The following is a 13,750-nucleotide window of genomic DNA, read 5'->3' as shown; positions in this document are numbered from 1 at the left end:
GTGAGCTAAGCGATCGAGCGGAGGTGGGGATGGAGTTCAGGGAGCTGGAGTGCTTCGTGGTCCTCAGCGAGGAGTTGCACTTCGCGCGTACGGCCGAGCGCCTTTATCTGTCGCCGGGCCGGGTGAGTCAGCTCATGCGCGCCCTGGAGACCAGGATCGGCGGCCGGCTCTTCCACCGGACCAGCCGCCGCGTGTCCCTGACGCCTCTGGGCGAGCGTTTCCTCGCCGAGCTGCGGCCCGCTTACGACGGGCTCGCGACCGCCGTGGGCCGCGCCAAGGCGGCCGCCCGCGAGGTGACGGGGGTGATCAGGGTCGGCTTCCTGGCCACGCCCACGGACGTCGTCACGGGCAGCGTACGGGCCTTCGAACGCCGCCACCCCGGGTGCGCGGCGGAACTGGTGGAGATCCCGCTCTCGGACCCCTTCAGCAAGCTGCGGGCCGGGCAGGTGGACATCGCGTTCACGCTGCTGCCGGTGGACGAGCCCGACCTGGGGACCGGCGTGGGCCTGAACCGGGTCCCCTACGAGCTCGGCCTCTCCACGCGGCATCCCTGGGCGACCCGCGGGAGCATCGGCGTGGAGGAGCTCGCGGATGTGCCGCTGATCGGCTTGGAGGGCCCGGCCCCGCGCTGGTGGCGCGAGCGCGCCGCACCCTCCGTGACCCCTTCGGGGCGTACGATCCCCCTGGTCGGCACGGTCGCCACTTCCCAGGAGGGCCTGACCCAGGTGGCGCTCAACCGGGGTGGCATGCTGTTCTGCACCCCCACGGCCGCCCACCACAGGCGCCCCGACGTCGCCTTCGTCCCCGTCACCGGGCTGCCGCCGTCGATCTTGGGCCTGGCCTGGGTGAAGGCGGCGGAGACGGCCGCGGTCAGGGCGTTCGGCGAGGCCGCGGCCGGGCAAGCGCTCGGAGTGGCGGCCCTGGTCGCCTGAGCAGGAGGAAAAATGCCGGAACAGACGGAGAACGCCAGACTGACGGCCTGGGTACGGGGCAGGGTGCAAGGGGTGGGGTTCCGCTGGTGGACCCGGGCCCGCGCCCTGGAGCTGGGCCTGGCCGGATGGGCGCGCAACACCGAGGACGGCAGGGTGGAGGTGGTCGCCGAGGGGCCGCGTGAGCACTGCGTCAAGCTGCTGGAGCAGCTCAGGGGTTGCGACACGCCGGGCCGGGTGGATGGAGTAGTGGAACGATGGAGCGAACCCCGAGGTAGTTTGGGCGGGTTTGTGGAGAGGTAGCGCCTTTCGTTAAACGGCTCAAATAGGGTATAGTTGTATGTCGGGAGTGCCCATCAGTAGGGCGCAGCGGTTTGTTCGACTTGACCGCCCACACTGCCGGTGCGACTCTTGTTAGGTACCACGCGCACCCCTCCCGCGGAATAGAAGTGCGCGAACCAGTCTGGTCACTCAGCGTGGAGGACCCTTTACCATGGCGAAGGCTCTACTCGGCCACGTCGGCGGTCCTGACCCTCGGATGGTCTCGGAGATGCGCCGCTTGCAGCAGCGTATCCGGGATCTGGAGGCAGAACTTATCCGACTTCAGGCCACGAATGACGCTCTTGCGGCGCAAACCCGCGACGAAGCGCTAAGTCGCATGCAAGAGCGCGAGCCGGCACTCACCTGAGAGTGATCGGAGCGCAAGACCCAGGGACGTCTCGAAGAGGCGTCCCTTGTTATTTGCCCTGACGACTAAAGCCCTGGTCAAGGCCCTCGCACACTTGTACTTGCCCACGTGGGGCAGTGCGGACCAGTAGGCTTTCCGCAGTTCGTACAGGGAGAAGGGGGCCGCGCTTGTATTTGAAGACCCTCACCCTGCGCGGCTTCAAGTCCTTCGCCTCCGCCACGGCCCTGCGGTTCGAGCCCGGCATCACCTGCGTGGTCGGCCCCAACGGCTCCGGCAAGTCCAACGTCGTCGACGCCCTGGCCTGGGTCATGGGCGAGCACAGCGCCAAGTCGCTGCGCGGCGGCAAGATGGAGGACGTCATCTTCGCCGGCACCTCGTCCCGGCCCCCGCTGGGGCGCGCCGAGGTGACGCTGACCATCGACAACTCCGACGGCGCGCTGCCGATCGACTACACCGAGGTCACGATCAGCCGGCTGATGTTCAGGTCGGGGCAGAGCGAATACGCGATCAACGGTGACACCTGCCGCCTGCTGGACATCCAGGAGCTGCTGTCCGACTCGGGCATCGGCCGCGAGATGCACGTGATCGTCGGGCAGGGCCAGCTCGACGCCGTGCTGCACGCGGGGCCCGAGGACCGGCGGGCGTTCATCGAAGAGGCCGCCGGCGTGCTCAAGCACCGCAAGCGCAAGGAAAAGGCGCTGCGCAAGCTGGATGCCATGCAGGCCAACCTGACCCGGGTCCAGGACCTCGCCACCGAGCTGCGCCGCCAGCTCAAACCGCTGGGCCGGCAGGCGGAGATCGCCCGCAAGGCCGCCGTCATCCAGGCCGACCTGCGCGACGCCAGGCTGCGGCTGCTGGCCGACGACGTGTGCATCCTGCGCACGACGCTGGAGCGCGAGGCCGCCGACGAGGCCGCGATCATGGCCAGGCGCAACCAGGTGGAGACGGAGCTGGCCGAGGCCCAGCAGCGGGAGGCGGCGCTGGAGACCGCCGAGGCCGAGACCCAGCCCAGGCTGACGGCCGCGCAGGAGACCTACTTCCGGCTCTCGTCGCTGCGCGAGCGCATCACCGGCCTGGAGCAGCTCGCCGCCGAGCGCCACCGGCACGCCCTCGACGCCGCCGCCATCGAGCGCCGCGGCCGCGACCCCGAAGACCTCGAACGCGAGGCGGCCGACGTACGCGAGCAGGAGCTGATCCTCAAGGCCGAGCTCGAGCAGGCGCAAGAGCTGCTGGAGGAGGCCGTCCAGCGGCGGGCCGACGGCGAGGCCGAGCTGAGCGCCGAGGAGCGACGGCTCGCACTGGCCGCCAGGGCCGCCGCCGACCGCCGCGAGGGCCTGGCCAAGCTGCGCGGCCAGGTCGATTCCGTACGGAGCCGCGCCCGCGCCGCCGAGGAGGAGATCGGCCGGCTCCAGCAGGCGGTGGCCGACGCGGCCGAACGCGAGCGTCAGGCCAGGGAGGACCTCGAAACCCAGCGGGAGGAGGAGCCTGCCGTCGATCCCGCGCTCGCCGCGGCGCTGGCCACGGCGCAGGCCTTGGTCGAGGAGGCCAAGGCGGTCGCCGACGAGGCGCGGGCCGCCGCGGAGGAGGCCAAGGCGGGCCTGGACGCGCCGCGCGCCGCCCTCCAGGCCGCCAAGTCGGGGGTCGCGACCGCGCGCGCCGCCGACCAGCAGGCGCAGCGGTCGGTGGCCGCTCTGGCCGCTCGCCGGGACGCCCTGGAACTGGGGCTGGCCAAGGGCGACGGCGGCGCGGCGCTGCTGGAGGCGGACCTGGCCGGGGTGCTCGGGCCGCTGGCGGCCGCGATGCAGGTCACGCCGGGGGCCGAGCTGGCGGTGGCGGCGGTCTTGGGGCCGGTCGCCGAGGCGATCACCGTCAAGACCCTGGACACGGCCATCGAAGCGCTCGGCCTGCTCCGCACCCGTGGCGCAGGCCAGGCCACCCTGCTCGTGGCCCTCGCCGACGACGACCACGCGGGTGGAGCCGCGGCCGCCGATGCCGCCGCGGCGCCCGGAGCGCCCGCTGAGCGCCGCGTCGGCGCGGAGGGGGACACCGGGGCCGGGCGCACGCGTACGGCGGCTCCTGAGGGCAGTCAGTGGGCCGCGGAGCTGGTCACCGTTCCCGATCACCTGCGTCCCGCGCTCGATCATGTGCTCGAAGACGTCGCCGTCGTGGCGGACCTGGACGCCGCACGCGCGCTCGTCGAGCGCCACCCCGCTCTGAGAGCCGTCACCAGGGCGGGCGACGTGGTCGGCGCGCACCTGGCCGGCGGCGGGTCCGACGGCGGCACCTCCGTGCTCCAGGTCCGGGCGGCGCTCGACGAGGCCGTCAGGGACCTGGAGGAGGCGGAGGCGAGGGCGGAGGAGACGGCGCTGGCCCTGGACGAGGCGATCAACCAGGAGCAGGCCGCCCAGGCGGCGTTGGAGGCCGCGCAGGCCCAGGTCAACGAGGCCCAGAACGCCGTCACCACTGCCCAGGCCGGCGTGAGCGCCGCCCAAGGCGCCCTCGACCAGGTCAGGGGCCGGCAGCGGGAGGCCGACCAGCGCAATGCCGCGGCCGCCAAGCGGCTCGCCCAGCTCGAAGCCGCCGCCAACGCCGCGCACGACGAGGCCGAACGGCTCGCCAGGAGCGCCACCAAGGCGGAGGAGGCCCGCGCCGAGGGCCTGGAGGAGCTGGCCGAGCTGGAGATCCGCCTGGCCGAGGCCGAATACGCCCAGGAGCTGGAGTCCGAGCCCACCACCGACCTGCGTGACGAGCTGGCGAGCGCCTGCGAGGCCGCCCGGCAGCGCGAGATGGACACCCGCCTGCAGGTGCGCACCGCCGAAGAACGCGTCAAGGGCATCGAGGGCCGCGCCGACGGCCTCATGAGAGCCGCCCAGCGCGAGCGCCACGAACGCGCCCAGGCGGCCGCGCAGCGTGCCAGGCGCAGGCGGCAGGCCGCCGTGGCCGAGGCCGTCAGCAAGGGCGCCAAGCAGGTGCTCAGGGCGCTGGCGACGTCCATCCAGCTCGCCTCCAGGGAACGCGACGAGGCCGACCTCGCCAGGGTCGCCGTGGACGCCGAGCTCAAGCAGGTACGCCTGCGCGTCCGCGAGCTCGGCCAGGAGCTCGACAAGCTGGTCAACCGCGTGCACGGCAGCGAGGTCGCCCGGACCGAGCAGCGGATGCGGCTGGAGCAGCTGGAGCAGCGGGCCATGGAGGAGTTCGGCGTCGACGTCGAGGCCCTGATCTCCGAGTACGGTCCCGAGGTCCCGGTCGCCGGCGACCCGCCGGTCCCATACGTGCGCGAGGAGCAGGAGAAGCGCGCCAGGGCCGCCGAGCGGCAGATGAACCAGCTCGGCAAGGTCAACCCGCTCGCGCTGGAGGAGTTCGCGGCGCTGGAGGAGCGGCACGCGTTCCTCACCTCGCAGCTGGAGGACCTCAAGAAGACCAGACGCGACCTGATGACCGTGGTCAAGGAGGTCGACGACCGGGTGGAGCAGATGTTCGCCTCGGCCTACGCGGACGTGGCCGGTGAGTTCGAGCAGATCTTCACCAGGGTCTTCCCCGGCGGGGAGGGCCGGCTCGTCCTGACCGACCCGAACGACATGCTGACCACCGGCATCGAGGTCGAGGCCAGGCCGCCGGGCAAGAAGGTCAAGCGGCTGTCACTGCTGTCGGGCGGTGAGCGGTCGCTGACCGCGGTGGCGTTCCTGATCTCCATCTTCAAGGCGCGGCCGTCGCCGTTCTACGTGATGGACGAGGTCGAGGCCGCGCTCGACGACACGAACACGCAGCGGCTGCTGACGTTGTTCGAGGAGCTGCGGCAGAGCTCGCAGCTGATCGTCATCACCCACAACAAGCGCACGATGGAGATCGCCGACGCGCTCTACGGCGTGTCGATGCGCGGTGACGGTGTGACGCAAGTGGTCAGCCAGCGGCTGCGAGAGCGCGAGTCCGCCTGATCGGTGCGGCCGAGGCAGGACCCTGCTGGTCCATCTCGGCCGGACGATCTGGAAAACTGACATCTTGTGGAAGGTTATCTCGGCGTCATCGTGATCGTGGTCGTCGTCGCCCTGCTGGCGGTCGGCGGTCTCTTCCTGCTCTTCCGGCCGGGCCGGAAGGTTCCTCCGCCGGTCAAGCCGCCGGAGGCCCCCACGCTTCCCGAGGAAGAGGAGAAGCGGCCCGCGGCGGCGGGTGAGGAGGGCGAGGGCGCGACCACCACGCTCCCGCCGCCGGTCAAGCCCGCCGAACCGGCCGTCGTCAAGCCCGAGATCGAGGTGCCGCCGCCGTCCGCGGGCCGGATGGTGCGGCTGCGCTCGCGGCTGGCGCGCTCGCAGAGCGCGCTCGGGCGCGGCCTGCTGGAGCTGCTCTCCCGCGACCGGCTCGACGACGACGTGTGGGACGAGATCGAGGAGCGCCTGATCACCGCCGACGTGGGCGTCGCGCCGACCCGCGTCATGGTCGACGACCTGCGCACCAAGGTCAAGGTGCTGGGCAGCCGCAGCCCCGCGGAGGTGCGCGGCCTGCTGCGCGAGGAGCTGCTCGCCCAGATCAACCCCGGCCTCGACCGCACGCTGCAGGTGCAGAAGCACGGCGAGCGGCCCGCGGTGGTGCTCGTCGTGGGCGTCAACGGCACCGGCAAGACCACCACCACGGGCAAGCTCGCCCGCGCGCTCATCGGCGACGGCAAGAAGGTCGTGCTCGGCGCGGCCGACACCTTCCGTGCGGCGGCCGCCGACCAGCTCCAGACGTGGGGCGAGCGGGTGGGCGCCGACGTGGTGCGCGGCCCCGAGGCCGGCGACCCGGCCTCCGTGGCCTTCGACGCCACCGCCAAAGGCATCGAGGAGAAGGCCGATGTCGTCATCGTCGACACCGCCGGCCGCCTGCACACCAAGACCGGGCTCATGGACGAGCTCGGCAAGGTCAAGCGGGTCATCGAGAAGAAGGCCACGGTCGACGAGGTGCTGCTCGTGCTCGACGCCACCACGGGCCAGAACGGCATGCGCCAGGCCCAGGTGTTCGCCGAGGTCGTCAACATCACGGGCATCGCGCTGACCAAGCTCGACGGCACGGCCAAGGGCGGCATCGTGATCTCGGTGCAGCGGGAACTGGGCGTTCCGGTCAAGCTGGTGGGGCTCGGTGAGGGGCCGGATGATCTGGCGCCGTTCGATCCCGAAGTGTTCGTGGACGCGATCCTGGGCGATTGACGCTTTCCGGCCACCCGGTAATCACCAACGGAATGGCCCTTACCAGTTAAGCCTTGATCGACGACTTTGCGCTGTGCTGACATGTATCGGTCTAAATGATCGCTTTTTTGGCGAAAGGGCGTCGATGAAGAAGATCGTTGTACACCGGCCCGGAACTGTGAAACCCACGGCCGCGGCCGCGCCCCGGCACAGTGCCTGAATCGGCCGGCGTCTCCTGCGAGACGCCGGCCGTACAGACGATGCCTAATCCGGTCATCCTCAATGCGGACCGCCGCATCGGCGGCCCCTACACGCTCGCCGCCGCGATCCTCGACCTGCTCGTCCCGCAGGCGCTGGAGCGCTGGCCCGAGCTGGTCGCCGCGCACGACATCGAGATCCGCACGGCGGCGCCGCACCTGCGCGACATCGTGCCCGCGCGCCGGCGGTCGCTGGCCGACAGCCTGCCCAGGGCGCAGCGCATCCTCGTGCCCGGCGCCCGCCGCAGCCTCAGGATCGCCAACGGGCTGGCCGAGTTCGTCCGCGACCATCTCGGCCGCGCCGGTGCGCTCGCGCTGACCGTGACCAACCTCGGCGAGGCCGACCACACCGACGCCGAGCTCGTCGCCGTGCTGCGGCGCAGGCTGGACCCGGGGCTCCTGCGGATCGACGAGGGCCCGTCGGCTCCCTGCGTGGGGCCGCTGCCCGCCGACTTCGGCCGCTACCGCGACGAGGGCTTCCACCACGCCATGGCGGAGTCGGGCCTGGAGAGGCTGCGCGGCATGGCCTACCAGGACGATCCCGACGGCTGGCAGCGTCTCCTGCAGCGGGTCGCGGCCGCCCTGGAGGCCATCGAGCGCGAGGACGAGGCCCGCGACCTCTACGACCGGGCCAGGCGGGAGAGCACCGACCCCAAACACCGCGCCACCATCGCCTACGCGACCGCCATGATCCTCGTACGCCACCACGACCCGGCCCGGCGCCACCCCGAAGAGGCCCTGGCCTGGATCAACGAGGCGATCACGATCACCTCCCTGCTGCCCGACCCCCGCGAGCGGGCCTTCCATCTCGGGTTCGACCTCAACGGCAAGGCCCTGGTCGAAGTACGCAGCGGGCGCCACGACGCCGCCATGGACCTGGTCCAGCAGGCCATCGACCTGGCCGAGGCGCACCTGCCGGACGAGCACCCGATCCACCGGCTGGTCCTGTACGCCAACCGGGCCCAGCTCCTGGCCATGGCGGGGCAGGCGGAGCAGGCGCTGGCCGACTACACGCGGGCCATCGAGGCCGACCCCGGCTACCCCGACTATTACCTCGACCGGGGCAACCTGCTGCACGGGCTCGGCAGGACGGAGGCCGCGCTGGCCGACTACGAGACGGTCATGAGGCTGAGCCCGCCCTTCCCTGAGGCGTACTACAACCGGGCCGAGCTGCGCTACGCCACCGGCGACCGCGCGGGCGCCCGCGCCGACCTGGACCACACCCTGGAGCTGGACCCCGACTTCGCGCCCGCCTACGTCAATCGCAGCGGAATCGCGGGGGTGGAAGGGGACTACGAGCTGGCCAGACGGGACGTCGAGCGGGGCTTGGCGCTCGCGCCGCGCGACCCCCACCTGCTGTGCGTGCTCGGGCAGGTGGAGCTGGCCGAGGGCCGGCATCCGGAGGCCCGCGTCGCGTTCGACCAGGCGCTGGAGCTCGCTCCCGACCTGGCGGCGGCCTGGGCGAGCCGGGCCGAGCTGGCCTTCGAAGGCGGCGACAACGCCGCCGCCCTGGCCGACCTGACGCACGCGCTCAAGCTGACGGAGACGGCCGAGCTGCTGTTCAACCGGGCCGTGGTGTACCGGGCCGCGGGCCGGCCCGAGCAGGCCAGGCGGGACCTGCTGAGGGCCGCCGAGCTCGCCCCCGGCGACGACGACGTCAGGCGGGCGCTGGCCGAGACGCCTCTTTAGCGGGATGCGACCGCGGCCGGATCGGCACGACCAGCGGCGTCCCCGCCACGGGATCCTCGATGACCTTGGCGTCCAGCTCGAACACGTCCCCCAGCAGCTCCTCGGTGAGCACCTCGTGCGGGGTGCCCGCCGCGATCACCTTCCCCGCGCGCATGGCCACCAGCCGGTCGGCGTAGCGGGCGGCCAGGTTGAGGTCGTGCAGAACCATGACCACCGTGCGGCCCGCCTCCTGGTGCAGGTGCCGTACGAGCTCGAGCACCTCCACCTGATGCGCCAGGTCCAGGAACGTGGTCGGCTCGTCGAGCAGCAGCAGGTCGGTGCCCTGGGCCAGGGCCATGGAGATCCACGCCCGCTGCCGCTGCCCGCCCGACAGCTCGTCCAGCGGCCGCTCGGCCAGGTCGGCCAGGCCGGTCATGTCCAGCGCCGCGGCCACCGCGCCCTCGTCGTCGGAGGACCACTGCCGGTACCACGTCTGGTGCGGATGCCGGCCCCTGGCCACCAGGTCGGCCACGGTCAGCCCCTCGGGAGCGGTGGGTGCCTGGGGGAGCACACCGAGGATCTTCGCCACTTCGCGGGTGGGGATCTTGTCGATGCGCTTGCCGTCCAGCAGCACCTCCCCGCCCTGGGGCTTGAGCAGGCGCCCGAGCGCGCGGAGCAGGGTGGATTTGCCGCAGCCGTTCGGACCGATGATCGTCGTCACGGTGCCTGCCTCGATGCCGAGGTCGAGCCCGTCGACGACGATGCGGTCGCCGTACCCGAGCTTGACACCGGCGGCCTGCAGTCTCACTTTCGTGCCCTCCAGATCAAGTGGATCAAGTACGGGGCGCCCAGGACGGCGGTGACGATGCCGACGGGCAGTTCGAGCGGAGAGAACGCGGTCCTGGCGATCAGGTCGGCGCCGGTGGTGAGCACGCCGCCCACGACCGCCGAGCACAGCAGCGGCGGCTGCCCCGAGCGGACCAGCCTGAGCGCGATCTGGGGCGAGGCGAGCGCCACGAACGCGATCGGCCCGGCGGAGGCGGTCGCCACGGCGGCCAGCAGCACGGCGGCCAGGATCATCAGCGCGCGCGCCAGGTTCGTCCGGACGCCCAGGGCGGTGACCGTGTCGTCGCCGAAGCGCAGCGCGTCGAGCGAGCGGGTGCCGAGCAGGGTCAGCGGCACCAGCACGGCCAGGGCCAGCGCCGTGGGCGCCACGTGCTCCCAGCCGCGGCCGTTGAGCGAGCCGCTGATCCAGACCATGGCGCGGCTGGTGTCGTTGACGTCGCCGACGGTCAGGAGCCAGAACTTGACGTTGGTGAACACCGCGGCCACGCCGATGCCGACCAGCACCAGGCGGTAGCCGTCCAGGCCGCGCCGCCACGCCAGGCCGTACACGATGGCCGCGCCGATCAGGCCGCCCAGCAGGGCGAGCGCGGGGATGCCCAGGGTGGCCAGCAGGCCGCTGGTGCCGCCGTACACGCTGCCGCTGGCCACCACGCCCGCGACCACCGTGACGGAGGCGCCGGTGGTGACGCCGAGGATCTCGGGACTGGCCAGCGGGTTGCGCGCGATGGACTGGATGATCGCGCCGGACAGCGCCAGCGCGGCGCCGACGAGCGCGCCGGTCAGCGCGCGCGGCAGGCGCAGCTCCATGATGACGAAGTGGGCCGCGCTGCCCGCGTCGAACGTGCCGGTGACCACCTCGGACAGCGTCATCTGGATGTCGCCGATGCGCATGTTCAGGGCCATGAGCAGAGCGAGGAGGGCCAGGCCGGTCACGGTGACGGCGACGCCGCGCAGGCGTACCTGCCAGGACAGGCCGGCGGCGCGCAGGGGAAGTGTGGTCATCACAGGCGCACCGGCTTCCTTCGGCGCACCAGGGCCACGAAGAACGGCGCTCCGATCAGCGCGAGCACCACGCCGACCTCCAGCTCTCCCGGCGGGGCCACCACGCGGCCGATCACGTCGGCGAGCAGCAGCAGCGCCGCGCCGATCAGCCCCGAGTACGGCAGCAGCCACCGGTGGTCGGTGCCCGACAGCGGGCGGGCCAGGTGGGGCACGATCAGGCCGACGAACGACAGGGACCCACAGGCGGCCACCGCCGCGCCCGACAGCAGGGTGACCGCGGCGACGCCGATGGTGCGGGTCATGGCGATGTTCTGGCCGAGGCTCCTGGCCACGTCCTCGCCGAGGGAGAGCGCGTTCAGGCCGGGCGCGTTGACCATGGCGAGGACCAGGCCGGCCAGGATGAACGGCAGCACCTGCCAGACCACGTCGGCGCCCCTGGCCGCGATCGAACCCGCCTGCCAGAACCGGAACACGTCCATCGCCTGCTCGTCCAGCAGGACGATGGCGGAGGTGAGCGCGTACAGGAAAGCGCTGACGGCGGTGCCGGCGAGCGCCAGCGTGACCGGCGTCGGGCCGCCCCTGCCGCCCACCATGCCGAGCGCGAACACCCCGACGCTGGCGATCAGCGCCCCCGCCAGGCCGAACCAGATGTAGACCAGCAGGCTCGAGGCGCCCAGCAGGATGATGGAGGCCACCATCGCGAACGCCGCGCCCTGCGTGACGCCGAGCAGGCCCGGGTCGGCGAGCGGGTTGCGGGTGTGGCCCTGCATGAGCGCCCCGGCCACGCCCAGCGCGACCCCGGCGAGGACCCCTAAGACGGTCCGCGGGATGCGCAGCGAGCGGATGACGATGTCGTTGTCGGTGCCGGCGGGCGCGGTGAGCGCGTGCCAGGCGTCCGCGAGCGGCACCGGCTTGGAGCCGATCGTGATGCTCATCACGACCGCGATCAGCACGGCGGCGAGAAGCGCGGCCAGGAGCGCGATCCGGCGATGACGGATGCCATGGAGGCGCGGCGCGGCGGCGGTTGCGCTCACCCGTATTTCCTCCTCAGCGATTGCCCGATCCCGGTGAAGTATGCCAGCTTAGGCAGGGCTAACCTAATTTAGGTTTGCCTTACTTCTCGAGGAAAGGGATCTGATGAAACCGTTGCGCGCCCTGGTCGGTGCTCTTCTCGTGGCGGGGCTCGCCGCCTGCGGTTCCGCGGAACCCGCCGCCACCACCACCACCGCGGCGTCGGCCGCTGCGCCCTTCAGGACCATCAAGCACGCGATGGGCGAGACGAAGATCCCGGCCCAGCCGAAGCGCGTCGTGGCGCTCGACCAGAGCTTCGTCGACGCGGTGCTCACGCTGGAGACGCCTGTGGTGGGGTACACGACGTACCGGTCGCTCGACGACAAGCTGCCCGAGTACCTGGGAACCGTCGCAGCGGAGTACGGCAAGGAGGCCACCCCGGTCGGCACGCTGGAGCAGCCGAGCCTGGAGAAGATCATGGCGCTCAAGCCCGACCTGATCGTCTCGGCGAAGGTCCGGCACGAGGCCCTGTACGACAAGCTGTCCAAGATCGCGCCGACCGTGTTCAGCGAGACCACCGGAGCCATCTGGAAGGAGAACATCCGGCTCATGGGCCAGGCCCTGGGCAAGGAGCAGCTCGCCGACACCAGGCTCAAGGAATACCAGGACCGGGCGGCCAAGATCGGGGCGTCGATCAAGGAGAAGGAGGGCGAGCTGCCGACGATCTCGATCGTGCGGTTCGCCGGTGAGCCGACGGTCCGGCTGTACGTGGAGAAGTCGTACTCCGGCCTGGTCATGAAGGACGTCGGGTTCCCGCGTCCCGAGGGGCAGCCGACCGTGCAGGACACGATCGCGGTCGACGTGAGCCAGGAGCGGATCCCGGACCTGGACGCCGACCACATCTTCGTCTCCACCTACCAGGACCCCTCGGCCGAGGGGCCCAAGGAGAAGTTCGTGAACAACCCGCTGTGGGCCAAGCTCAAGGGGGAAAAGCACGAGGTCGCCGACCCGACGTGGATGACCGCGGTGGGCATCCAGGGCGCGCACTCGATCCTGGACGACGTGGCCAAGTTCTTCGGCGTGGACGCGGCGCGGGGCTAGCCGGGCAGGAACGCGCGTAGTTCCGCCAGATGGGGCTCGATGTCCAGGCCGTGGTCGGTGAGCCACTGCGGGTTGCCGTACGTGCCCCGGTAGCGGTCGCCGCTGTCGCAGATCAGCGTGACGACGCTGCCCTGGTCGCCCGACCGGCGCATCTCCTGGATGAGCTCCACGCAGGCCGCCATGTTCGTGCCCGTGGAACCGCCGACGTCCAGGCCGGTGACCTCGCGCGTCCAGTGCATGGCGGCGATCGACCGGGCGTCGGGTACGGCGATCATGCGGTCGATGACGGACGGCTGGAACGACGGCTCCACGCGGGGGCGGCCGATGCCCTCGATGCGGGAGCCGGGTGCGGTGACGGAGGCGTCGCCGGAGAGCCAGCTCGGGTAGAAGGCCGAGCCCTCGGGGTCGACGACGGCCAGGCGGGTGGGGTGGCGGCGGTAGCGGATGTAGCGGCCGATGGTCGACGACGTGCCGCCGGTGCCCGCCCCGACCACGATCCAGGCGGGCTCGGGGTGCGGCTCCAGCGACATCTGTGAATAGATCGATTCGGCGATGTTGTTGTTGCCGCGCCAGTCGGTGGCCCGCTCGGCGTAGGTGAACTGGTCCATGAAGTGCCCGCCGGTCTCGGCGGCCAGCCGATGAGATTCGTCATAGATCGTGCCGGGATCCGCGACGAGGTGACACTTCCCGCCGTAGAACTCGATGAGATGACACTTCTCCGGTGACGTGGACGCGGGCATGACGGCGATGAACGGCAGGCCCAGCAGGCGGGCGAAGTACGCCTCGCTCACGGCCGTGGATCCGCTGGAGGCCTCCACGACCGTCGTCGTGGGGCCGATCCAGCCGTTGGCCAGGCCGTACAGGAATAGGGAGCGGGCGAGCCGGTGTTTGAGTGAACCGGTTGGGTGCACTGACTCGTCTTTCAAGTAGAGGTTTACTCCCCAGTGCGAGGGAAGCGGAAAGACGTGCAGGTGCGTGTCGCAACTACGGTTGGCGTCGGCTTCGACTTTGCGAATCGCCTCCGCCACCCAGCGACGTGTCCCCGTGTCGTGACGGTCCACGAAATCCATGCGCATACGCTATCGCATG

The 13,750-nt window shown here is 71.4% G+C and carries 11 protein-coding genes; 7 read left to right on the top strand and 4 right to left on the bottom strand.

Annotation, left to right across the window (positions count from 1 at the left end; genetic code table 11):
- Positions 1 to 29: 29 nt before the first annotated feature.
- From ACTMTI_RS12745 to ACTMTI_RS12720, 6 genes are all read left to right on the top strand, one after another.
- Complete coding sequence (locus ACTMTI_RS12745) at positions 30 to 932, top strand: LysR family transcriptional regulator (protein WP_441120486.1); 903 nt, start codon at positions 30 to 32, stop codon at positions 930 to 932.
- Positions 933 to 944: 12 nt separating this feature from the next.
- A complete protein-coding gene (locus tag ACTMTI_RS12740; protein WP_441120485.1) occupies positions 945 to 1,232 on the top strand; it encodes an acylphosphatase in 288 nt (95 codons plus the stop codon).
- A 190-nt stretch (positions 1,233 to 1,422) separates the two neighbouring features.
- The gene (locus ACTMTI_RS12735) at positions 1,423 to 1,617 is read left to right on the top strand and encodes a hypothetical protein (protein ID WP_090938435.1); all 195 of its coding nucleotides are present in this window, start codon (positions 1,423 to 1,425) and stop codon (positions 1,615 to 1,617) included.
- 167 nt (positions 1,618 to 1,784) lie between these two features.
- Complete coding sequence (smc, locus tag ACTMTI_RS12730; protein ID WP_441120484.1) at positions 1,785 to 5,552, top strand: chromosome segregation protein SMC; 3,768 nt, start codon at positions 1,785 to 1,787, stop codon at positions 5,550 to 5,552.
- 66 nt (positions 5,553 to 5,618) lie between these two features.
- A complete protein-coding gene (gene ftsY / locus ACTMTI_RS12725; RefSeq protein WP_441120483.1) occupies positions 5,619 to 6,797 on the top strand; it encodes a signal recognition particle-docking protein FtsY in 1,179 nt (392 codons plus the stop codon).
- A gap of 239 nt (positions 6,798 to 7,036) precedes the next feature.
- A complete protein-coding gene (locus ACTMTI_RS12720) occupies positions 7,037 to 8,722 on the top strand; it encodes a tetratricopeptide repeat protein (protein ID WP_441120482.1) in 1,686 nt (561 codons plus the stop codon).
- Here ACTMTI_RS12720 and ACTMTI_RS12715 read toward each other — a convergent pair.
- The 3 genes from ACTMTI_RS12715 to ACTMTI_RS12705 are packed head-to-tail and all read right to left on the bottom strand — an operon-like array spanning position 8,691 to position 11,583.
- Complete coding sequence (locus ACTMTI_RS12715; protein WP_441120481.1) at positions 8,691 to 9,509, bottom strand: ABC transporter ATP-binding protein; 819 nt, start codon at positions 9,507 to 9,509, stop codon at positions 8,691 to 8,693. The genes ACTMTI_RS12720 and ACTMTI_RS12715 overlap by 32 nt on opposite strands.
- Positions 9,506 to 10,549, bottom strand: coding sequence for a FecCD family ABC transporter permease (locus ACTMTI_RS12710; protein ID WP_441120480.1), 1,044 nt, complete (start codon positions 10,547 to 10,549; stop codon positions 9,506 to 9,508). The genes ACTMTI_RS12715 and ACTMTI_RS12710 overlap by 4 nt, the downstream gene beginning before the upstream one ends.
- The gene (locus ACTMTI_RS12705) at positions 10,549 to 11,583 is read right to left on the bottom strand and encodes a FecCD family ABC transporter permease (protein ID WP_441120479.1); all 1,035 of its coding nucleotides are present in this window, start codon (positions 11,581 to 11,583) and stop codon (positions 10,549 to 10,551) included. The genes ACTMTI_RS12710 and ACTMTI_RS12705 overlap by 1 nt, the downstream gene beginning before the upstream one ends.
- A 103-nt stretch (positions 11,584 to 11,686) precedes the next feature.
- Here ACTMTI_RS12705 and ACTMTI_RS12700 point away from each other — a divergent pair, with 103 nt between their 5' ends.
- Positions 11,687 to 12,661: an ABC transporter substrate-binding protein gene (locus ACTMTI_RS12700; RefSeq protein ID WP_441120478.1), complete on the top strand. Its 975-nt coding sequence runs from the start codon at positions 11,687 to 11,689 to the stop codon at positions 12,659 to 12,661.
- On the opposite strand, the gene ACTMTI_RS12695 is transcribed toward ACTMTI_RS12700, so the two are convergent.
- Complete coding sequence (locus ACTMTI_RS12695) at positions 12,658 to 13,731, bottom strand: PLP-dependent cysteine synthase family protein (protein WP_441120477.1); 1,074 nt, start codon at positions 13,729 to 13,731, stop codon at positions 12,658 to 12,660. The genes ACTMTI_RS12700 and ACTMTI_RS12695 overlap by 4 nt on opposite strands.
- Positions 13,732 to 13,750: the final 19 nt, after the last annotated feature.

This window comes from Nonomuraea sp. H19, from assembly GCF_052068215.1.
Taxonomy (GTDB): Bacteria; Actinomycetota; Actinomycetes; order Streptosporangiales; family Streptosporangiaceae; genus Nonomuraea.
Note: the sequence above shows the minus strand (reverse complement) of the source record. Positions and strands in the feature narration are given on the sequence as shown.

Coding starts and splice junctions, on each gene's coding strand:
- ACTMTI_RS12745 (WP_441120486.1), top strand. CDS start 30: ATGGAGTTCAGGGAGCTGGAGTGCTTCGTGGTCCTCAGCGAGGAGTTG.
- ACTMTI_RS12740 (WP_441120485.1), top strand. CDS start 945: ATGCCGGAACAGACGGAGAACGCCAGACTGACGGCCTGGGTACGGGGC.
- ACTMTI_RS12735 (WP_090938435.1), top strand. CDS start 1,423: ATGGCGAAGGCTCTACTCGGCCACGTCGGCGGTCCTGACCCTCGGATG.
- ACTMTI_RS12720 (WP_441120482.1), top strand. CDS start 7,037: ATGCCTAATCCGGTCATCCTCAATGCGGACCGCCGCATCGGCGGCCCC.
- ACTMTI_RS12710 (WP_441120480.1), bottom strand. CDS start 10,549: ATGACCACACTTCCCCTGCGCGCCGCCGGCCTGTCCTGGCAGGTACGC.
- ACTMTI_RS12700 (WP_441120478.1), top strand. CDS start 11,687: ATGAAACCGTTGCGCGCCCTGGTCGGTGCTCTTCTCGTGGCGGGGCTC.
- ACTMTI_RS12695 (WP_441120477.1), bottom strand. CDS start 13,731: ATGGATTTCGTGGACCGTCACGACACGGGGACACGTCGCTGGGTGGCG.